Annotated in this window: 19 protein-coding genes; 8 read left to right on the forward strand and 11 right to left on the reverse strand. The window is 42.9% G+C overall.

Going from position 1 to position 20,421, the window contains the following annotated elements:
* The first annotated feature begins 7 nt into the window (after nucleotides 1-7).
* Genes Q4561_RS16860 through rluB form a run of 3 tightly spaced genes read left to right on the forward strand, consistent with a single transcriptional unit; the run spans nucleotide 8 to nucleotide 2,356 of the window.
* Entirely contained in the window at nucleotides 8-820 is an 813-nt protein-coding gene (locus Q4561_RS16860; protein WP_303462240.1) for a ScpA family protein, read from the forward strand.
* A 2-nt stretch (nucleotides 821-822) separates the two neighbouring features.
* Complete coding sequence (scpB, locus tag Q4561_RS16865) at nucleotides 823-1,467, forward strand: SMC-Scp complex subunit ScpB (RefSeq protein ID WP_303462242.1); 645 nt, start codon at nucleotides 823-825, stop codon at nucleotides 1,465-1,467.
* On the forward strand, nucleotides 1,460-2,356 hold the full coding sequence (gene rluB / locus Q4561_RS16870) for a 23S rRNA pseudouridine(2605) synthase RluB (RefSeq protein WP_057792782.1): 897 nt from the start codon (nucleotides 1,460-1,462) through the stop codon (nucleotides 2,354-2,356). Before scpB ends, rluB begins: the two co-directional genes overlap by 8 nt.
* A 103-nt stretch (nucleotides 2,357-2,459) precedes the next feature.
* Here the strand turns inward: rluB and Q4561_RS16875 are convergent, their stop codons facing one another.
* Nucleotides 2,460-3,218 (reverse strand): hypothetical protein, encoded by a 759-nt coding sequence (locus Q4561_RS16875; protein ID WP_303462244.1) that lies wholly within the window; start codon nucleotides 3,216-3,218, stop codon nucleotides 2,460-2,462.
* 229 nt (nucleotides 3,219-3,447) lie between these two features.
* Between Q4561_RS16875 and dkgB the strand changes: the two genes are divergently transcribed.
* Complete coding sequence (gene dkgB, locus Q4561_RS16880) at nucleotides 3,448-4,251, forward strand: 2,5-didehydrogluconate reductase DkgB (RefSeq protein WP_303462246.1); 804 nt, start codon at nucleotides 3,448-3,450, stop codon at nucleotides 4,249-4,251.
* A gap of 306 nt (nucleotides 4,252-4,557) precedes the next feature.
* A complete protein-coding gene (locus Q4561_RS16885; RefSeq protein ID WP_303462247.1) occupies nucleotides 4,558-5,262 on the forward strand; it encodes a hypothetical protein in 705 nt (234 codons plus the stop codon).
* Nucleotides 5,263-5,324: 62 nt separating this feature from the next.
* Here the strand turns inward: Q4561_RS16885 and Q4561_RS16890 are convergent, their stop codons facing one another.
* Both Q4561_RS16890 and Q4561_RS16895 read right to left on the reverse strand, forming a co-directional pair.
* On the reverse strand, nucleotides 5,325-5,903 hold the full coding sequence (locus tag Q4561_RS16890) for a sugar O-acetyltransferase (RefSeq protein ID WP_303462248.1): 579 nt from the start codon (nucleotides 5,901-5,903) through the stop codon (nucleotides 5,325-5,327).
* A gap of 31 nt (nucleotides 5,904-5,934) precedes the next feature.
* Complete coding sequence (locus Q4561_RS16895; protein ID WP_303462251.1) at nucleotides 5,935-6,606, reverse strand: hypothetical protein; 672 nt, start codon at nucleotides 6,604-6,606, stop codon at nucleotides 5,935-5,937.
* 530 nt (nucleotides 6,607-7,136) lie between these two features.
* Here Q4561_RS16895 and arsC point away from each other — a divergent pair.
* Together arsC and Q4561_RS16905 are read left to right on the forward strand one after the other, a co-directional pair.
* The gene (gene arsC, locus Q4561_RS16900; protein ID WP_303462252.1) at nucleotides 7,137-7,553 is read left to right on the forward strand and encodes an arsenate reductase (glutaredoxin); all 417 of its coding nucleotides are present in this window, start codon (nucleotides 7,137-7,139) and stop codon (nucleotides 7,551-7,553) included.
* Nucleotides 7,554-7,556: 3 nt separating this feature from the next.
* Nucleotides 7,557-8,852 (forward strand): DUF445 domain-containing protein, encoded by a 1,296-nt coding sequence (locus tag Q4561_RS16905; RefSeq protein WP_303462254.1) that lies wholly within the window; start codon nucleotides 7,557-7,559, stop codon nucleotides 8,850-8,852.
* A 190-nt stretch (nucleotides 8,853-9,042) separates the two neighbouring features.
* Here Q4561_RS16905 and tmpT read toward each other — a convergent pair whose 3' ends face one another.
* From tmpT to Q4561_RS16945, 8 genes are all read right to left on the reverse strand, one after another.
* Nucleotides 9,043-9,678: a thiopurine S-methyltransferase gene (tmpT, locus tag Q4561_RS16910; protein ID WP_303462256.1), complete on the reverse strand. Its 636-nt coding sequence runs from the start codon at nucleotides 9,676-9,678 to the stop codon at nucleotides 9,043-9,045.
* 120 nt (nucleotides 9,679-9,798) lie between these two features.
* On the reverse strand, nucleotides 9,799-10,155 hold the full coding sequence (locus Q4561_RS16915; protein ID WP_303462258.1) for an outer membrane protein assembly factor BamE: 357 nt from the start codon (nucleotides 10,153-10,155) through the stop codon (nucleotides 9,799-9,801).
* A gap of 119 nt (nucleotides 10,156-10,274) precedes the next feature.
* Nucleotides 10,275-11,960 carry a DNA repair protein RecN gene (gene recN / locus Q4561_RS16920; protein WP_303462260.1) on the reverse strand — a complete coding sequence of 562 codons (1,686 nt, stop codon included), beginning with the start codon at nucleotides 11,958-11,960 and terminating at the stop codon, nucleotides 10,275-10,277.
* Between the two features lie 116 nt (nucleotides 11,961-12,076).
* Nucleotides 12,077-12,952: an NAD(+) kinase gene (gene nadK, locus Q4561_RS16925; protein ID WP_303462262.1), complete on the reverse strand. Its 876-nt coding sequence runs from the start codon at nucleotides 12,950-12,952 to the stop codon at nucleotides 12,077-12,079.
* 79 nt (nucleotides 12,953-13,031) lie between these two features.
* Entirely contained in the window at nucleotides 13,032-13,799 is a 768-nt protein-coding gene (locus Q4561_RS16930; protein WP_303462264.1) for a 3-hydroxybutyrate dehydrogenase, read from the reverse strand.
* Nucleotides 13,792-14,850 (reverse strand): PHB depolymerase family esterase, encoded by a 1,059-nt coding sequence (locus tag Q4561_RS16935; protein WP_303462266.1) that lies wholly within the window; start codon nucleotides 14,848-14,850, stop codon nucleotides 13,792-13,794. Before Q4561_RS16935 ends, Q4561_RS16930 begins: the two co-directional genes overlap by 8 nt.
* A gap of 74 nt (nucleotides 14,851-14,924) precedes the next feature.
* Nucleotides 14,925-16,280 carry a homoserine O-acetyltransferase gene (locus Q4561_RS16940; protein WP_303462268.1) on the reverse strand — a complete coding sequence of 452 codons (1,356 nt, stop codon included), beginning with the start codon at nucleotides 16,278-16,280 and terminating at the stop codon, nucleotides 14,925-14,927.
* Between the two features lie 12 nt (nucleotides 16,281-16,292).
* Nucleotides 16,293-17,588, reverse strand: a complete 1,296-nt coding sequence (locus Q4561_RS16945) for a GntP family permease (RefSeq protein WP_303462327.1) — start codon at nucleotides 17,586-17,588, stop codon at nucleotides 16,293-16,295.
* Nucleotides 17,589-17,862: 274 nt separating this feature from the next.
* On the opposite strand from Q4561_RS16945, the gene Q4561_RS16950 reads away from it, so the two are divergent.
* Nucleotides 17,863-20,157: a TonB-dependent receptor gene (locus Q4561_RS16950; protein ID WP_303462270.1), complete on the forward strand. Its 2,295-nt coding sequence runs from the start codon at nucleotides 17,863-17,865 to the stop codon at nucleotides 20,155-20,157.
* The last annotated feature ends 264 nt before the right edge of the window (nucleotides 20,158-20,421 follow it).

The raw sequence follows: 20,421 nt of genomic DNA on the forward strand, positions 1-20,421 counted from the left end.
AATACAGATGAGCAGTGAGCAATCGCCTATTCAGCAGCCGCTTCCGCTCGCATTTATTCACGGCGAGGCGTTAATAGAAAAGCCTGAAGACTTATTTATTCCGCCTGATGCACTAGAAGTTATTTTAGAAACGTTTGAAGGGCCGCTCGACCTTCTGCTGTACCTTATTCGAAAGCAAAAATTCGATATTATTACCTTGCCGGTGGCGACAATCACTAAGCAATACATGGAATATGTCGATGCCATGATGTCGTTAAAACTAGAGTTGGCGGCAGAGTACCTATTAATGGCCGCAATTTTAGCCGAGATAAAATCTCGGTTGTTGTTACCTAAACGTAGTAGCGATAGCGACGAAGAAGAAGATCCTCGCGCTGAACTTATTAGGCGGCTAAAAGAATACGAACTGGTTAAACAAGCCGCTGAAGACTTGGATATTCAACCTCGTTTAGAACGAGACATTTTTGATACCCAAGTATTGGTAGCTGACAGTGTTTCTCCTGTGCGAATTGAGCCAGAGGTAAGCCTAGCGGAAATTGTCCTCGCGTTTAGTGGAGCAATGAAACGGGCAGCGGCATTTGAACACCATACCATTGCCCGTGAAGCCTTAAGTACCCGTGAACGCATGTCGTTAATTCTTAGTTTGATAAACGCCAATGAATTTACGCCACTTGAGGGATTATTCACGGTGGAAGAAGGTCGCGCTGGTGTGGTGGTGTGCTTCCTAGCCATTTTAGAATTGGTAAAAGAACAACTGATTTTTTGTATTCAGGCAGGTCCTTACGCCCGAATTCATGTAAAATTAGGCAGCAGTGTTGAGTAATAATGAAAAAAATAAAAACAGCTCAATTAAAACAACTGGTTGAAGCCGCCATCTTCGTTGCCGATGCTCCGGTGTCTATTCAGCAATTAAGAGATACGGTGCTAAGTGACTTCACGGTTGCAGAAAGAACCTTAAAAACAGTTATTAATGAGCTAACCTTAGATTATCAACCTAGGGGTATACAATTAGTTAAAGTAGCCAGTGGCTACCGATTTCAATCTGTGGATGCGTTAAGTCCATGGTTGAGCAAGCTATGGCAGGAAACTGCCCCAAAGTATTCCCGCGCTATGCTGGAAACTTTGGCACTTATTGCCTATCGTCAACCTATTACTCGTGGAGAAATTGAGCAAGTAAGAGGCGTAGCGGTAAGCAGTAGTATAATGAAGACACTCACAGAACGAGAATGGGTAAAAGTAGTGGGGCATAAAGAAGTGCCAGGCAGGCCAGCGTTATATGCTACCACCAACACTTTTTTAGATTATTTTTCGCTTTCATCATTGTCGGAGCTTCCAAATTCCGATGCCTTCGATGAAATGGCAAAAAGTATTGAGTCCACCTCGTCGCTTAAGGTGTTAAATGAGGCACCGTCTGAGGTAACAGACCGTGCGACCGAAAACAAGCAAATAAAGAGTGATACAAATGACTGAAAAGTTGCAAAAAGTACTAGCTAATCAAGGGCTAGGCTCGCGACGAGAAATGGAACGTTGGATTGAACAAGGCCGCGTTTCGGTGAATGGTACATTGGCAACATTGGGCGACCGTGTTGACGAAAGTGGTCAGATTCGTGTTGATGGGCACTTGTTGTCTCGTCAAACTGAACAGCCTGTATGCCGCGTTCTAATGTATAACAAGCCTGAAGGCGAGTTATGCAGCCGCCACGACCCTGAAGGGCGTGACACGGTGTTTGACCGTTTGCCTGCTATTCGTATGGGTCGCTGGATTGCGGTAGGGCGTTTAGATATGAACACAAGCGGCCTATTGTTGTTTACCAACGATGGTGAGCTTGCAAACCGTTTGATGCACCCTAAGTGTGAAGTAGAGCGCGAATACGCTGTACGTGTATTTGGTGACGTAACGCATCAAACGTTAAATACCTTGAAAAAGGGCGTTCAACTTGAAGACGGTGAAGCTAAGTTTTTAAGTATCTCGGGTAAAGTTGCCCCTCCAGGCTCTGAAGAAGAAAGCATGAACCGTTGGTTCAACGTTACGCTTAAAGAAGGGCGTAACCGAGAAGTACGACGCTTGTGGGAATCTCAAGGTGTGCAGGTAAGCCGATTAATCCGTGTTAAATACGGTCCCATGGACTTACAAAAGCGTTTGCCACAGGGGGCTTGGGTAGAGCTGGGTTTAGAAGATGTAAACTCACTACGTGACATTGTGCAATTACCTGAAGAAACGCAAACCATGGTGGATGTACGCCAAGGCAAACTAGATCATGCACGTTTAAGCCGTATGCGTCGCTCTGTGAAAAAACACAAGGTACGTAAAGAAAATGGCGGCGTTAAAAAGCGGGTAGCGAGAACGCCTAAGCGTTAAGTAATTCAAATGAATTGATTAGAAAAACGGGCATTGCCCGTTTTTTTTGGCAGCATTATTTAGGTTTAGCAAAGAAAGCCTAGAAGCGGAATACTTAATATAACTAATCGCAGCTGGCCCCAGCAGCAATACCATATTCTTGAGCTTTAGCGTTTATTGAATCACGGTTCAGGCTAACATACGCATTAAGTTTGCTTAGCACGTCATGCTGTAGCCGAGTTGAAATACGATACTGCACCCCATCTGCTGGTACATTTTTCGCTACCGTCACTAATTTTTCAGATAAGCCTAAAGATCTCAGTTCATTTTTAACTGTCGCAATGTTTAAATCTATGGCATCAACTAATCCATTCACCAGCATACGGGTGAGGATGCGCACAGAACGCTCATTTGCAATAGTTAACGTGCCGTTAGAACGCTTTTCTTGCCATTTTTCAGCAGGAGTAAAGCCGTTCAATAAACCGAGTCGAGTAACTTCATCCATTGGAATGTCACTGTTTGTGGTAAGCACAACAGAAGTGTCACATACAGTTATTAACGGTTCACCATAAACAAGGCCCGCAGTACCGCTTTGCGTCCATCTAGGATTGTCAGGCATGCGAAAATCAATAGCGTTGTCTTCAAACCAATGATTAAAACGTTGCAAGGGAAGGGGAATGAATTCAAACGAGATATTATGGCTATTGCCAAACTCCGTCATCATATCACTCAATAAACCGCGATGTTGCGCGGTGGTAAAGTCCATTACAGGGTAGTAGTTCATATTTTCAACGCCCACTCTCAGGTGTTGAATTTCAGATGAATGAGATAAGTTACTGGCGAGAATAAATAAAATTCCCAGTAGAAAAAAACGATTAAACATTGGTACTTCAAAACATGTTTTTAGTGGCGCGCAGGATACTTTTTCGTAAATTCATTTACTAGTACTTTTTGTGTTTTTCGATGCAGTTAGGCGAAATTAGATATTAATTTATGCTTATATTTAACTTGGCTTATCATTTTTTGAATGAATTCGATCTCTCAGTTAATTGAGTGCGTAGGAACAACACATCAATGATTTTTTATAAATGTGCACCAAGAAGGAGACTGATATGAAAGAGATGCCTCAGTTAGGAATGGGAACATTCCGTTTAAAAGATGATGCAGCACTGAATGCAGTAACCGATGCGTTAGCGGTTGGTTTCAGGCATGTAGATACCGCACAAATTTATCAGAATGAAGAATTCGTTGGCGATGCGATCAAAACCAGCGGGATTGATCGTTCCGATTTGTTCATTACCACCAAGGTATGGTATGAGTCGCTGAGCGAAGATAAATTCATTCCTAGTATCCACGAAAGCCTATCGAAGCTTAAAGTAGAGCACGTTGATTTATTACTTATTCATTGGCCTTACCCAGGTGATGATATTTCCCTTGAAGATTACCTACCGCGCTTAAAGCAGGCTAAAGAGCTTGGTTTAACCCGACATATTGGGGTTTCGAACTTCACAATTGATCAGATAAAGCGAGCTGAGGAAATACTCGGTAAAGGCGAGATATATACTAACCAGATAGAGTTGCATCCGTTCATGCAGAACCGCCAAGTCGTAAAAGCATGTGAAGAGCGCGGTATTGGCATAACCGCTTATATGCCTTTCGCAGTCGGTGATGTGATGAAAGATGACACGTTGAATGCTATTGCTGATGCGCATAACACTAGCCCTGCTCAAGTGGTTTTATCTTGGTTAGATAAGAAGGGCATTAATACTATTCCTTCTTCGACTAACAAAAAGCACCTTGAAGAAAACTTCTCTTATACCGATATTTCACTAAGCGATGATGAGCTATATCGAATAGATGAATTGGATAATGGTGTTCGAATAGTCGATCCAGACTTCGCACCTAAGTGGGATTAACCACTAAGGTGAATTAAGTGACAGTTAAATACTAAGAGCAATTAAAAAGCGCGATAAAACGACTTCTCTCGACGTAAAAGGTAGGGGGAAGTCGTTGTTTTTAGCTTTTTTATAGGCGTTGGCGTTAAAAAGCGCAAAGAGCCGACAACCTTAAGTGGCTATTTTCTTCAGATAGTAAAATGAAAATTTAATAAGACTCACTATCAATAGTTTGATACCTTTGCTTGTAATAAAGCACGAGGGAACACGATGACTTTATCTAGATTATCAGGGATGACACTTCTACTACTCGTAAGCCATTTTGTATTGGCTCAAGAAACCTATTTCAAACATCAATCCTCAGCAAATAAATCGCAAACGCCTTCAATTGCTTCTTCTACTCACGCAGCCACCGACTCATTTGTCGGTTGTATTGATTACAAAATAACTTATAGCGGCGTGAATTTACTTGATGAAGATGCTCAGAGCAAAGTTGCATTTTTGATAAAAAACAACACCGAAAATTTTGGTGTTAAAAAGACCTACTGCTTCAATGAGTTCGGGGATAAGTTGGAGGTCAATTACAATGCAAACGTCGCTGATAAAACGTGGTACTTCGCTGACACCAATGAGGAATATACCTTATTTAAAAGCGGCATCATGAAATTTGGCGTAAATGATGTCGCAGAACCTGAGGAGTTCGAAGGTCTAGCAATTGAAAAGCTTGAAGTTTTAGGGCTACAAAAAGAAATATTAGGTTATCAAACTAATCAGGTGTTGCTGGTAAGAGAATCAGGAATAAAAACTGAATTTTGGGTTAGTAATAAGCTACCCCGCCATCCACTATCTTACAAAAACAATAAGTTTGGCTATGCCAACAAAATCTATGAGGTATTAAAGGGAGTTCATCTTTATCAACGCAAAGTGATAGGCGATTTATTCGTAGTAGAAGAAGAGGCTACCGCTATCCACGTTGGTTCGCCGGATAGAGAGCGATTTATATTACCTAATGTAGACCTGTATCATTGGTAGGGTAATAAATGCCTGGTATCAGGGGCGGCTATTATGTTTACTAAGTACAATAATGAAGGGCGTCAGCTGAGCCCGTCATTACTTGTAACCTCAACGTGTTTAATTATTTTGGCCGGATTACCGCCAATAACAACGTTGTCGCCGAAACTCTTTGTAACTACAGCTCCTGAAGCCACTACCACATTATCGCCTAAGGTAACGCCTGGATTAATCACTGCCATACCACCAATCCAACAGTTATGACCAATAGTGATAGGCTTAGCGAATTCAATGCCGGTTTGCCTTGATGCTGGGTCGATAGGGTGTGTTGCGGTATAAAGGCCTACTTGCGGCGCAATCATACAGTTGTCGCCAATAGTTACCTTAGCCGCATCTAGTATTACGCAATTAAAATTAGCGTAGAAGTTTTCACCCACATGGATGTTCTCGCCATAATCACACTTAAAAGATGACTCTATATATAAGCGCTTGCCTGTAGTGCCGAAAAGCGCCTTTAATTGACGGGTACGGGCTTTGTGCTCTGTTTGACAGGTAGCATTAAGCTCATCCAATTTGACCCTGCAGGCCTTGCGCAACCCGGTTAGCTCTCGATCGCTAGGGTAGTAAAGTTCACCGGATAACATTTTCTGTTTTTCGTTCATGCCAATCTACATCTGAAATAATGCTCAGACCTTACTTGCTAGATGAATACCTGACAATCACTTTTTCTTGTAAAGCGGGGTTAGTTATATCTAAAGTAACCGGACGTTCAAGGATGATGTTGCCGCCGAGAGTAACGTTAGCCTCAATGGTAAGCGTAGGCATAGTGCTGTTTCGCTCCTTACTGTCTTCGTCACGCATCTTATAAACTATGTCACCTTCAACCATAGTTTGGCCTTTAAGCGTAATATCGCCATTCAGGCTTCCAATATCGCTTTCGATTACACTGTCGATGATATCAATATCACCATTAACGGTTTCTACGCTGCCCTGAATGGTGCTTTGCTGTTTTAGGTTTACATCGCCGTTAACGGTTTCAATACTGTTGGCTACATGCAGATGTGAACCAGCATCAAGGTCGCCATTGACGATGTTGATTTCATCAACGCTTACGTGAGAACCCATCTTTAAACCACCATTTACAATACTAATGTCTTCGGCCTGCGCATGGTCTTCAAGCAATACATTTCCATTAACTGATGAAAGGTTGCCTACTGAACGATGTGCTGCTACATCCACACTACCAAACACGCTACTAATATCTTCACCTTCTTGAGCGCTTGCGTGGCCAACGTGAATTACGCAGCCTGAAAGCAATGTTGTTGCTGCAAAAAATAGAGTGCTGGCAATAAGTTTTTTTTTCATCATTAAGCCTTTTTAGTGTTGTTTTATGTTATGAATTTTCGATTAATAAGTATTTATTCACACATAGCGATTACACATCGCGTGCCACATATTAATAAACTTAATTATCAATGTCTTATGATTGAAGTGGACGGTGGTAAAAAAACATTGTGAACAAGTACACCAGATAATGGCGAAATGCACCAAATGTTAGGCCTTAACTAAGATTCTCGTGAAGTGGCGCTGTGCCAGTAAGTTATTGATATAAAGTTAAACTAACAAATTGGACACACACTCAAATGAAGTTCAAAGAAATGAATATACAATCACTTAAACGGGTTTAGGACAGTCACTTAAAAAGAGTTTTCGCAATTCACAAAAGCTGCACAAAAACTGGACACCCACTTAAGTAGCGGTCAACTCAAGAACTGAATTCAGCTAAAAAAACAAATTGGACACACACATAAACATAATAAATATGAAATATCATATGTGTTATGTTGTGCGTACTTAAATTATTCGTTATTACTAACGAAAGAAGGATTTATTTCATGATTGTTATTCACCATAACCCTGCTTGCGGCACATCACGCAATGTATTAAAAATTATTGAAGACGCTGGGTATTCACCGATTGTTGTGGATTATTTGAGTGAAGGGTGGACTCGCTCTCAGCTATTAGCTTTATTTGCAGCAGCAAATTTAACACCAAGACAAGCTCTCCGAACGACTAAATCACCTGCCGTTGAATTAGGGCTGCTGGATGAGTCTGTATCAGACGATACGTTATTAGATGCGATGTTAACGCATCCCGTTTTGGTAAATAGGCCTATAGTTTGCACAGAAAAAGGTGTGGCGCTATGTCGACCTAGCGAAAAAGTACTCGACTTACTGCCCTCATGGCCTAAAGGCCCTTATTTCAAAGAAGATGGTGAGCAAATTTTAGATGACTTGGGTAAAAGGATGTAATTTATGCACGACAAGTATTTGCAGTTAAAGCGAGCAAAACAAAATGCATTGATTTGTTTGCTGATAGCCGCGGGTGTTTTTGTTGCAGCTATTGTCACCCAAGTATACGCACCCGGTTTATCAAATGCTAAGTGGCTTGGGCTTATTAAGATGGCCAGCGAGGCTGCGTTAGTTGGCGGACTCGCGGATTGGTTTGCGGTAACGGCGTTATTTAAGCCTATACCCGCACGATATCCCATTCCGCACACCAATATTGTAGCCAGCAATAAAAAAGTAATAGCGCAAAATCTGTCGTTATTTGTAAAAGATAAGTTCTTTCACGCGAGTGCCATTGAAAACCTAATTGCATCTAGTCAGCCTGCCAAAGGGGCAGGGCGATGGTTGGAAGACCCTCAGCATGCAAAAAAATTAAGCCGTTTTTTATGTGATGCGCTTGCTGGCATTCTTCGTCTAGTGGACGACAAACCGGTGAAGGCATTTATTGGTAAGACTGCAGAAAAGGGAATTAATCAGCTCGATTTACAGCAACTAATAGCCACGGTATTGACCAGTATTACCCGAGAAGGTCACCATCAGCTGGTTCTTGATAAGCTGTTAGGCAACCTAGCTAATTTGATCGGTGAACCAGAAACTCAGGAATATATAGCAGCAACATTGGTTGACTGGCTCAAAACCGAACATAACCGCTTAGAAAAATTACTCCCTTCAACTTGGCTAAGTGAACGGGGTGCGCTTATTGCCGTTAAAGCGGTTGCTCGTGTACTAGATGATGTGTATGCCGATGATAATCATCCGTTAAGACACGCATTTGATGAGCAGGTTAATGACTTCTTACACGAACTGCAAACTAGTGAATCAATGGCGCAGCGTATTAACAATTATAAAGCGCAACTGGTCCATGATCCTGCCCTCAAAGCGTTTTTAAATAAGAGTTGGGTTTTATTACATGGGCGCATGCTTGAATCTTTAACGGCGGAAGATGGTAAGGCACAAGTTAAAATCACACACTGGTTGCATGAACTTGGTCATTCTTTAAATACAGATGACCGCTTATCGAATGCATTTGACCGTCATATCGGCGAGGCTGGAAAGTATATGGCGCCGGAGTTAGCCAATTTCCTAACCAAACATATTGAAGATACTATCAATAGCTGGGATGAAAGAGAGATGGCTGAGCAGATTGAGTTGAATATTGGTCGCGACCTTCAAAAGGTAAGAATTAATGGCACCTTAGTCGGGGGGCTAATTGGGGCGTTACTATTTGGTTTGGAGCAGCTTATCTCCATCACTTCACGTTAGTTATTGCCCGTTAAGCTTTAGCCAAGATTATAGTCACTTATAACGGTAAACCTTATACTGAGAGATTATTTCTTGTGCTAAAGGCCTAGTTTTTATGCTAATGAATTAACCCTAGCTCCAATTATTGCGCTAAAGGCTTACACCTTTCGTTGAGGGCTTAATTCCTACGCTAATGATTTATTCTCTACACCTACGGCTTTAAATTAAATACTAGCGAGTCGGCTGCAACTTTGCCCTTTAGGCCGCCTTTAAGGGGCTCACTTTCAAGCAAGGAAATAGTGTAAGTAGCGCTATAAAGGCGACTTACTTCTTTCTCACCAACACAAAATGGAGGGCCAGGAATAACGGTTTGATCGTAGTCGAAGCTTATCAAAAGTATTGGCGCGGATTGAGTTATATCAGCGATATGAACTGCATACTTTTCTCGCAGATCGCTTGGTAATGCTACCAGAGCCGCTCTGTCATAAATACCGGTTACGTTACCCAGTGTTTCGTCGGTTAGCTCAAAAATATCACCGACAAAAACACTTAGTGGGCCATTTTTAAAAAGCTTAAGGTTACCTACGGTCGTAACCTCTGGCTCAATATTCAATTCGCTAAACAATTGAGTAATAGCAATTTCACTTAACTCGGCGCCAACGACATCGCACCCATTTGATAGTAACCAGTGGATATCTTTGGTTTTGCCGCACAAAGGAACAAATATTCGTGGATTAGATGATGAGAGCAGAGTATCTGCGTGCTTAACTAAAAGTGCATTACCCTCAGGTTCGTGGAAACCAATTTCGTTTTTATTCCACTTACTGTGCCAAAAATCATGTTCCATAAATATATTCCTATCGCGAAAAGGAAGGGAAGAAGATAAGTAGAGGAGATATTCTTAGCTGTAACAAGCAAGGAACCTGAAATTATAAAGACAGGCACCTACGCTTGTTATAAAGAGATATTAACTATCTAGTGGAGTATTAAAATCTTCAGATAGTTCAAAATCGCCTTCAACGGAAGCAACCTTGTCTCCATCAAAAGTAATGATCATTTGCTTTTGAAAATCTTCGCCACGTTTTCTCATGCCACGCTTCATATCGTATACATAGTACCAAGTGTCGTCATCAAAAGAGTCTTGTACCACTGGGTTACCAAGTACATAAATAACTTGTTCTTTAGTCATGCCGATGCGTAGTTTAGAAACGTCTCGCTGATCGAGAAAGTTACCTTGAGGCACATCAATACGATAAATCCAGTTAGAACAGGCGCTTGATGTAAGGGTTAAACCTAAAATTATTAATAAATGTTGCAACTTCATGCGTAAATCAGTCCAGTATTGCTTTTTCTTCGTTACCCAACAGCATAAGGGCAGGTGGGGTGCGTTAATGTAAGCACGAAGGCATGCTACATCGACAAGTATGACCAATCAACTGCATTTTAGTTCGATTGTGCGCTTTTCAATAACTCTTTTGCGTTAGCAAGGGCCGACTTGGTTACTTTGTCACCAGCTAACAAGCGCGCTAACTCATCTACTCTATCTTGTTTTGTTAACGCTAACATTTGTGTTTCTGTACTTTCGCCATCAGTAAGTTTGGTAACAAAAAGCTGGTTATGCGCTTGAGCAGCTACTTGAGGTAAATGGGTAACACACATGACTTGAACCTGTTTACCTAAACGGCGAAGTAGCCCTCCTACAATTGACGCGGTAGGTCCACTGATCCCAGTATCCACTTCATCAAAAATCATGGTAGGTGTAGCATGATTATCACTGGCAATAACTTGAATGGCTAAGCCTATTCTAGAAAGTTCACCACCAGATACCACTTTATCTAGTCTGTCTGCTGCTTGGCCTGGGTTCGTTGATACTTTAATTTCTACCGTATCTTGGCCCAAGGCAGAGGGCTTTTTAAACTCATCGTAGTTTACCTCAATGGCAACTTTTGCATGAGGCATGTTCATCTGATGAATTTGTGTCTCAATTTCACTTGCTAAATAATTGGCCGCTTTTAATCTGCATTCAGATAACACTTTCGTTTCGCTAAGGTATTGTGCTTTAAGTTCATCTACTTCATCTTCTAACGTGGTTAACAAAGACTCTTGATCGCCCAACGAAGCAAACTCACTAGCCAGGGTTTGGTGATGCGCAAATAATTCTTCTGGCATAACGCTGTGCTTACGGGCTAACTCCATTGCTTTTGCATAGCGCGCTTCTACTTGTTGTAAACGAAGAGGGTCTATCTCTAAATCGTCGCAATAATGGCGCAATTCCCCGGCAGCTTCTTCAACTTGAATGGCTGCCTCATTTAACAAAACTAGAATAGGGCTCAAGCTGGCATCATGGGATTCAAGCTCACCCAAACGGTCTATACTATTTTGAAGTATAGACAGTGCGTTGCCTTCATCACTTTCATACAAATGGTAAAAGCTAGTTTGTGCTTGTTCTAATAGGCTTTGGCCATTACTTAGGCGCTTATGTTCAGTTTCAAGTTCTGAAAACTCACCGTCTTCTAAGGCGAATTCGTCTAGCTCTCTAACCTGATAAGTAAGCAACTGTAATCTGTCTTCACGTTGCTGCGCTTGCGCTTGCAGTTCGCTCAACATTTTTTGCTTTTCACGCCATAAGGCGTAGTGCTGCTTTACATTTGAGAGGCTGTCTTTGTGGTTACCTACAGTATCAACAAGCTGACGTTGATAATCTTCTTTTAAAAGCTGAAGGTGCGTATTCTGGCCATGTATCGCAAGCAGGTGCTGACCTAAGCCCTTTAATTGTTGTAGTGAAGCGGGAATACCATTAATAAAAGCTTTTGAGCGGCCTTCTTTTGAAATGACTCTGCGAATGAAACAGCTGTTTTCATCCTCGTCTGAGGTAAGTTCGTGTTCATCGAGATAGCGCTTTGCATTAGCATTGGTTGCCAATGCAAAATGAGCAATGATTTCAGCTTTAGACGCAGTGCTTCGTACGGCGTTGGCATCAGCCCGCTCGCCTAGGCATAAGCTTAAAGCATCAATGGCAATAGATTTACCGGCACCGGTTTCCCCAGTGATGGCAGTGAGCCCCTTTTCAAGATTAACTGAAAGTTGCTTAACCACTGCAAAGTTACTAATAGAAAGATGCGCTAACATAACTATACTCGATGTTTATACAGTGCGTGTAAATATATACAGTATTTTACGCATGTAAAGAGGTTGGCTAAAATTAATTCACTATATGCAGCGCTTAGCACCTCTTTGCATTACATCTAATAAAGCTTACTACCCCAGCCTAATTTTTTACGTAACACGTTAAAGTAGCTGTAACCCTTTGGATGCACTAAATAAAGTTTATCTTCACTTTTATTAATGCGTATTTCATCGCCTGGAAGTACGGGGAGAACAATGTGACTGTCGCAGCTGATTTGCAATGAGTCGCTGTTAACCTTTGATACCTTCATCGACACTTGGCTGTCGGCATCGACTACAATTGGCCTGCTGCTTAATGTGTGTGGAAACATAGGCACTAAGGTTAATGCATCGAGCTTTGGCATGATAATAGGCCCGCCAGCGGATAGTGAATAAGCAGTAGAGCCGGTAGGGGTAGCTACAATTAGCCCGTCTGAGCGTTGGCTGAATACAAATTGCTCATCAATGTAAATTTCAAATTCCATCATGTGTGCAACTTTACCGTGGTGAAGTACCACTTCGTTTACTGCGGAACTGCTACTTTTTAGCTTTTCGTGGCGATACACGCCTACGTCTAACAAAAAGCGTTTTTCCACCACGCATTCACCTTCAAAAATAAGGTCGAGTTGCTGAACAATGTCATCTGGGTGAATATCGGTTAAAAAGCCTAAATTGCCTCTATTTACCCCCACTACATGAATATCAAAGCGGGCTAGCACCCTTGCTGCACCTAGCATACTGCCGTCACCGCCTACCACGACGGCAAGGTCGGCTTCTTTACCAATGGTAACTAAGTTACAAGCTCGGTGATTATCGCTTTCTAATTCTTTTGAAATGCTTTCTTCAACCAATAAGTCACAGCCTTTTGCAGTGAGGTATTGGGCCAAAAGATTTAAGCTGTCGTGGGTAGCAGCGTGTTGAGGTTTGCCAATTAAAGCAACGGTTTGATAGGACATGTAGTGCTAATGTGTTTTCCTTACTGATGTCAGGACATTAGCACAGTTATTTTATGAATGGAAAGCCTTAGCGTAAGGTTTATCGTGCCGTCCAGCCCCCATCAAGCACCATAGTTTGGCCGGTAATATTACGTGCACTATCCGACATTAAAAATGCTGCTGTACCAGACAATTCCTCTACGCTAATGAATTGTTTCTTAGGCATGGGCTCTAGCATTATTTTGTTTATTACTTCTTCTTCTGTGAGGTTGTTCTCTCTAGCTTGTGAGGCAATTTGTTTTTCAACTAACGGCGTTTTTACATAGGCTGGGCAAAGGGTATTGATAGTGACATCACAGTCGCCGGTTTCAAGGGCGATAGTTTTTGCAAACCCCAGTAGGCCATGTTTTGCTGCAACGTAAGCCGATTTATAAGGGGAGGCCACTAGGGAGTGAATTGAACCAATGTTGATAATTCGGCCAAAGTTTTGCTCTCGCATGCCAGGTAAAAAAGCTTGGGTTAAAAGCGCGGGGCCAACTAGCATTATATTAATTAATTGCTGCCACTTCTCGGGCGGAAAATCTTCAATGCGTGATACGTGTTGAATGCCCGCGTTATTAATCAATACATCTACTTTTTGCCCCTCGAGCAAGTCGGGTAAAGCCGCCACTTGCTGAACATTGCATACATCAACCTGAATAGCACTTGCACTACCACCTTCTTTTAGAATATCGCTCGCAGCGCGCTGTGCAGCTTGTTCGTTAATATCGGCAATAATCACATGATGCCCTGCTTTCGACATTGCTTGTGCTATACCAAAGCCAATACCGCTAGCACCACCAGTTATAAATACGGTTCGCTTAGTCATTATTTACAGTTCCTGTATTCATCGTTGTTTTATTGGTAGCGCCTGTATTTATGCCTTTAATCATATTGGTAACAGCAGAAATCTGCGCGCCTTTTCGATTTGCATAGTCATCTGAAGAGTATCCCCACCAATCCCAGCAACCTTGGGGGTTTAAAGGCATAAACAACGACTTTTTAGTTTGCGGGTATAGCACAACGATATTGTTATCATCGGCCCATTTATTGATACCAGTTTCTGTTATATAGCTATCGCCTACGGCTTCGGCATATTGATTACATCCATGAAAGCTTATATGTAAGCTGCAGGATTCACCTTCTGCACAGTTTTCGGGTACAAAAACAAACCCTTTTTCTGCCAAGGTTTCGCCATTGCTGCCTGAAAGCTTATGCTGAGAAATAGTGTAAACCTTGCCTGAAACGGTGTCGTCGGGTGCCGTTAAGTTGGGTAACAGGTGATTTAACATATTGCCCGCTGCATCGTAATTACAATTACCAATAAAAGGGCTTTCTGAAACGCTGCAATTACTGCCTTCCTTCAAAGTAGGGAAGTGGTGTGCTGCGCTTTGGTCGTTCACGTACACAATATTTTGAGTGTCTGTCCAATTTTGGTATTGGCGGTACAGTAAATCGCTGGCTTGTGCCGTTACACGTACGTCGTTAGTGCCGTGAAATAACCATACTTTGGCATCTTTAAGGCCTGTTAAAGGCGCAATGCTGCCTTCGGTCGCATAGTCTACAGCTACGCTTGAAAGAGCATCTAGATTTATTGGCGTATCTACCTTATTTACGCATTGGTTCAATGCCGTAGTAATATCATTTTGCGCACAATAATAGGGCCCTGCAGCAATAATGCCTGCGCCTTTTACCCAATCACTGTGTGCTATATGAAATTGCGTGGCCATGTATCCGCCAGAGGAAAGGCCAGATACGGTAACTCGCTCTACATCAAGGTTCAGCGGTGGTAGGCCATTGGCTGCATTAGCTGAGTTAGATAACGCAACGCTACTGTATAAAGCACAAACACTGGCCAGTATTTTATAAGTTGTTTTCATAACAGGTTCCTACAGTTAAATGCTTACTTTGCCGCTAAGCATTGCACTTATTTAAACGGTTCATTTCTTAGTATTTATAAAGCGCTTGAAAGAAAAGCGGCAATACGCTCCCCTTCGGCTTGCACGTTTACTACCCCTTCAAGGTGTCCGAAGGGGCCATTCAGTGTTTCCAGTTCGCTGTTTTTCCCTAAGCCCTTGAGTTGATTGTGAGCCGACTCGGCTAAATAAGGCATAAGTAACAAATCGGTGGATGCCGGCAAGAACAAGGTTTCAGCTTGAATATTTTCAAGCCCTGCTTTCAAGCTATTACCATGACCTGCTACAAACAATTGGCAGGCGCGTACCAAATAAAGAAGGTGGTTTGCATCCATTTTTTTAGCGCGCTGACGAGCACGGCTTTCTAACCATTTCACAATAGAGTGCTGAGCGTTAATGTTCTCTAGCGGCGCTTGCTCCACGGCTTGATAACCTAGTTTATTACCTTGTTGGTTAAAATACGTAGGGTACAAGGCATGTTGGGTGATCATCATTAAAGACGCCACTAGCCCTTCAGCGGGTTCGTTATGTCGAGAGTAGCTGCCTTTATTCCAATTAGCATCTAGCCGAATAGGCATCGCCCAGTGTGAGAGTGCGGCGGTTGTCCACGCATCGCTTTCACCCGAGCCAATAACCGATATCATTCTTGGCACCCAGTCGGGGTAAGCACTGGCCCAATCGATAGCCTGCATCGACCCCATAGAAGGGCCAATCACAGCATGAAGTTTCTGAACGCCCAAGCTTTCCAGTAGCGCCTTTTGTACATTAACGAAGTCGCGGATTGTCACCACGGGGAATTCTAGCCCCCACGGCTTACCGGTTTCTGAGTTGATAGTCGCTGGGCCGGTAGTAATAACGTGGTCATCATAAGCGTTTAAATTCACTAAACTGTCTACACTGACAACGTAATAGATATCGGTATCAATGGCTTTGCCAGAGCCAATTAACGCGTCCCAGTATCCTATGTTAGGGTTTGTATCTTCCATAGAGCTTTCATATACACCTGCCGCATGGGATGTGCCCGAAAAATGGTGAGTAATAAGAATAACGTTGCTCTTGTCTGCATTTAATTGGCCATAGGCTTCCCAACCCACTTTCACGTTGTTAATGGTTTTGCCACCAAATGTGGTGAAGCTTTCTATTGAGAACGTTTCTTTCTTCGTAACCAGTGTTGGTTGATGTGTTTCTATGTCAGTTGCATCAAAATTATTTTTATCTACTGCGCTTGTATCAGCAGTACTTGCCCCATTAGTTGTGGCGATAAACTCCGCTGATTCAGTTGATGCTGAATTAGCTAAATTAGCTAAATTTGCTGAATTGGCACTGCACGCGGTTGTAGTAATCAACGGCAATGCCAGCAAAGTACAATATAAAAAAGCTATTTTTAGTCTCATGGAAATCCTTGTCTAAAACACGCTGAATAAGCCAATTGCAAGGGCTAGCCCTATAACCGGTACGACTACGGTTAATGCTGCGACTGCACCGTAGGCAGCCTTATGAGTTTCATGGCATATGGCGCGAATTGTGGTGACAACATACCCGTTATGAGGCAGTGAATCTAGCGCACCTGAAGAGATTGAAACAATACGGTGTAATTGTTCTGGTTGCACACCTTGGTCGAGATAATGCGGTGCAAGTAATGGCAGCGCAATGGCTTGCCCGCCAGATGCCGAACCGGTTAAGCCTGCTATTACACTAATCGCAATAGCAGCGCCAATTAACTCGTTGCCAGGAATTTGCGTCATTAACGTTACCGTTTGCTGAAATGCCTCTGTGTTTTTGGCGATTGAACCAAACCCTACCACGGCCGCAGTATTGCCAATGGCTACCAGCGCGCCGGTTGTGCCGGTGTTAATCGCCGCTTGTAAATTGTGAAAGTGGGCATGGTTTATTATTAGCAAGGTAAGCACACCTCCCCCTAAGGCTACAATAAGCGCAAGTTGTGCTAGTGCTTCGTGTAAAAAGAAGGAAATACATAGCACCACAAGCAATGGAATAATGCCGGTAAGTGGGTGAGGGTAGTCACGTTCGCGTATTTCAGGGTCGGTAATTCGCGCTTCAAATTCTTCGCCATTGGCTATCGCTTTGCGGATCATTTTTGCCAACCACCAGTAGCCAAGCACTGCCATGAAAATAGCAACCACTAAGCTAACTTCCCATGCAGCAAAGGGCGAGGTGCCTAAATACTTAATGGGGATCCAATTTTGGATTTCTGGCGAGCCGGCAGAGGTCATGGTAAAGGTGACCGAGCCGAATGCCATGGCGGCGGGTATGAAACGGCGCGGCAAGTTCGCATCTTTAAATAAGCTTACTGCCATAGGATAAACCGAGAAGGCGACAACAAAAACGCTTACGCCCCCGTAAGTTAAAATAGCGCAAGCAAGCACCACTGCTAACACAGCTTGTTTGTAACCAATACGTTGTATTATCCAACGAGAGACGGAATCGGCTGCGCCACTGTCTTCCATGAATTTGCCAAATAAAGCACCAAGCAAAAACATAAAAAACCATGCGGCGATAAAGCCTGAAAACCCACTCATGTAGGTTTCCACAAAATTTATATCACCAATAAAAACAGACATGCCGTTGGTTAACGCCACAACCAGTGCACATAAGGGGGCTGCAATGAAAAGGTTCATTCCCCGAATGGTTAACACTATTAATAATACGAGTCCGCCTACCAGACCAATCATACTTAACATCATTATTTTTCCTTAGAAATCTGTGACCGCAGATTCTCCAGAACAGTTAAGTTTATGTTTATCTTGCGTTTATGTAGCTGTAAGTCATGGCTTTTTTATATCAGTTAATGATTGGTGAAGTCATGTCCTAGGGCTAAAGTGTGGCGGTAGTGGCGCAAAATTCCCATAGTACGATGGTACTACATACGGCAAGGGTAAAATTACCTAGAGTAAAGTTCGACCGCAGGCATTACATCCGACAGTAACGATAATTTAGAACTAAAAAGGACACATTATGTCACTCACTACACACATGCAGCGTTACCCTCGCTCTATCTGTGCAGCTGCTGTTGCGAGCGCACTGTTAATTTCACCCACTACTTTCGCTCAAGACGCTGATGCAGACGATAAAGGCAAGCTAGAACGTATTGAAGTTACCGCACGAAAAACCGTTGAATCGCTACAGGAAACCCCTGTGGCTATCACCTCAATTGGGGCGGTTGAATTAGCTGAAAAGGGCATTAGCGTACTCACTGAAGTTCAGCAGTTTTCACCTAACACTACATTGCAAACCAGCCGTGGCACGAACTCTACGTTAACGGCGTTTATTCGTGGTTTAGGTCAGCAAGATCCGCTTTGGGGATACGAGCCTGGTGTAGGGATTTACGTTGACGATGTTTACATAGCTCGCCCACAAGGTGCGGTACTCGATTTATTAGATGTACAGCGCATAGAGGTATTACGAGGGCCGCAGGGCACGCTTTATGGCAAAAATACGATTGGTGGGGCGGTTAAATATGTCACCAAAGAGATGTCAGGGGAAACCCAGTTAAATGTACAAGCTACGCTTGGTAGTTATAGCCAGCGTGATCTAAAAGTTACCGGGCAAATTCCATTAGTAGAAGATACTGTGTATTTGGGCGTAGGCTACGCCAACTTAAATCGCGATGGTTTTGGTGAATATTTAGTTAGCGCATTAGACGGCCAAGATAAAGAAAACTACAACAAAGATTTATGGGCAGCGCGCCTAACGCTAGAAGTACACGCTAGTGATGATTTATTTTTCCGTTTCGGCTGGGATAAAACCGAAGATACCTCGAATGCAAAAGGGGGTTATCGCCTTATCCCCAGTATTTTAACCGACGCGCCAGTGCCTGATTCAAAGTTCGATTCGTACACCAGTTTACCTACCTGGAATAAAGTAGAACTTGAAGGATATAACTGGTTAGCTCGATATAACGTAAGTGATAATTTAGAACTTAAATACATAGGTTCGCACCGCGAGAGTTACTCGCCTACAAATATCGATTTTGATAATACGGCATTGCCAATTTTTGATGTACCTGCCGAGTATGACGATAGCAACGACACCCATGAATTACAGCTCAATTACACAGGGAATAGCTACTCGCTAGTATCTGGCTTATATCTTTATGATGGTGAGTCATGCGGAAACTTTGACGCTGTGTTAGGTGTATTGGGTGTGGCGCTAGGCGCGTCTGGCTTAACCCGCGAAGTAAGCGGCTGTAACAACTCAGAAAGTTGGGCAGCTTATGCACAGTTTAATTACGATATTAACGATAAGCTTTCTCTATCACTTGGTGCCCGCTACACAGACGAAGAAAAATCGGCAACAGTAAATAACGGCTTAATCTTCGCGAATGTTTACCCTTATACCGATTGGTTCGATGGCTATGTTCGCCCTGATGGTGACTTAGTTCCGCAGGTGCTGGGCACTGACAGCGACGGGGACGGTGTATTTGAAGGGGCGGCGGTGGAAAGCTGGTCGCGCTTTACGCCGCGAGTTGGTGTGGAATACCAAATGAGTCGCGATACTATGTTTTTTGCGAGTTATTCGCAGGGCTTTAAATCGGGCACCTTCAATCCACGCGCTACGGTAAATGAGCCTGGCGTAGAACCCGAAATCGTTGATAGCTACGAAGTGGGCATGAAAAGCGATTTGAATGATGCATTGCGATTGAATGTGACATTATTCTCGTACGACCATTCAGACCGACAATATATTGGTATTGAAGGTGACTTAAGCGACCCAACTGCACTTGATCAAAGACTACGTAACGCTGCTGAAACGGCTGCCAAAGGTGCTGAAGTAGAAATGACGTGGGTTGCTTCTGATAACTTGCAATTTGATGTGGCTTACGGGTATATCGATTTTGAAATTAAGAAAAACAACGCAATACCACCCCTAATTGGTTTAGCTAGCACGCCCGAAAATACGTTGAACGTAGGCGCAAATTATCTGCTAGAAACCGGCTTTGGTGATATCTCATTTAACGCTAATTATTACTATCGTGGTGATTATTTATTGTTTGAAACCAGCGACCTTATTGAGCAAGACGCTTATGGTATGGTGAACTTAAGTGCGCGTTGGGAGAGTGTAGAAGGCGACTGGTATGCTGGCCTTCATGTCAAAAATCTTACCGACGAAGAGTACTTGGTGGGTGGGTATGATTTTGTTACCCGAGACGAAGACGGCAACTTTGGGCCAGGTTTAGGCGGGGATACTACGTTAATTGGCTATTATGGCGACCCACGTACGGTTCACGTTACGCTAGGTTATCGTTTTTAGACGCGTTAGGTCGTGAGAACTTGCGATAACTCGCACACTTGGCTAGAGAAATAGTAAGTGTAAATGCTAGCGCAATCGCTAGATAGACGAAAAATATAAATTAGCGCTACTAAATGGCGATACCAAATAGCGATACCAAATAGCTCTACAAAAAAAGCCGGAATGAGAGTTCCGGCTTTCTTATTTGTGTCTATTTTTATCAAGATAGTGTGTTTCCTCGCTTTATAGGCCCCTTTTAATATTAGGCATTTGTAACTATCGTGT

The sequence above is a fragment of the Alteromonas sp. 1_MG-2023 genome, from assembly GCF_030547075.1.
Classification (GTDB): domain Bacteria; phylum Pseudomonadota; class Gammaproteobacteria; order Enterobacterales; family Alteromonadaceae; genus Alteromonas.

Excerpts from the sequence above, each read along its gene's own strand:
- Q4561_RS16860 (WP_303462240.1), top strand. The coding sequence starts at position 8 with ATGAGCAGTGAGCAATCGCCTATTCAGCAGCCGCTTCCGCTCGCATTT.
- scpB (WP_303462242.1), top strand. The coding sequence starts at position 823 with ATGAAAAAAATAAAAACAGCTCAATTAAAACAACTGGTTGAAGCCGCC.
- rluB (WP_057792782.1), top strand. The coding sequence starts at position 1,460 with ATGACTGAAAAGTTGCAAAAAGTACTAGCTAATCAAGGGCTAGGCTCG.
- Q4561_RS16875 (WP_303462244.1), bottom strand. The coding sequence starts at position 3,218 with ATGTTTAATCGTTTTTTTCTACTGGGAATTTTATTTATTCTCGCCAGT.
- dkgB (WP_303462246.1), top strand. The coding sequence starts at position 3,448 with ATGAAAGAGATGCCTCAGTTAGGAATGGGAACATTCCGTTTAAAAGAT.
- Q4561_RS16890 (WP_303462248.1), bottom strand. The coding sequence starts at position 5,903 with ATGAACGAAAAACAGAAAATGTTATCCGGTGAACTTTACTACCCTAGC.
- Q4561_RS16895 (WP_303462251.1), bottom strand. The coding sequence starts at position 6,606 with ATGAAAAAAAAACTTATTGCCAGCACTCTATTTTTTGCAGCAACAACA.
- arsC (WP_303462252.1), top strand. The coding sequence starts at position 7,137 with ATGATTGTTATTCACCATAACCCTGCTTGCGGCACATCACGCAATGTA.
- Q4561_RS16905 (WP_303462254.1), top strand. The coding sequence starts at position 7,557 with ATGCACGACAAGTATTTGCAGTTAAAGCGAGCAAAACAAAATGCATTG.
- tmpT (WP_303462256.1), bottom strand. The coding sequence starts at position 9,678 with ATGGAACATGATTTTTGGCACAGTAAGTGGAATAAAAACGAAATTGGT.
- Q4561_RS16915 (WP_303462258.1), bottom strand. The coding sequence starts at position 10,155 with ATGAAGTTGCAACATTTATTAATAATTTTAGGTTTAACCCTTACATCA.
- recN (WP_303462260.1), bottom strand. The coding sequence starts at position 11,960 with ATGTTAGCGCATCTTTCTATTAGTAACTTTGCAGTGGTTAAGCAACTT.
- nadK (WP_303462262.1), bottom strand. The coding sequence starts at position 12,952 with ATGTCCTATCAAACCGTTGCTTTAATTGGCAAACCTCAACACGCTGCT.
- Q4561_RS16930 (WP_303462264.1), bottom strand. The coding sequence starts at position 13,799 with ATGACTAAGCGAACCGTATTTATAACTGGTGGTGCTAGCGGTATTGGC.
- Q4561_RS16935 (WP_303462266.1), bottom strand. The coding sequence starts at position 14,850 with ATGAAAACAACTTATAAAATACTGGCCAGTGTTTGTGCTTTATACAGT.
- Q4561_RS16940 (WP_303462268.1), bottom strand. The coding sequence starts at position 16,280 with ATGAGACTAAAAATAGCTTTTTTATATTGTACTTTGCTGGCATTGCCG.
- Q4561_RS16945 (WP_303462327.1), bottom strand. The coding sequence starts at position 17,588 with ATGTTAAGTATGATTGGTCTGGTAGGCGGACTCGTATTATTAATAGTG.
- Q4561_RS16950 (WP_303462270.1), top strand. The coding sequence starts at position 17,863 with ATGTCACTCACTACACACATGCAGCGTTACCCTCGCTCTATCTGTGCA.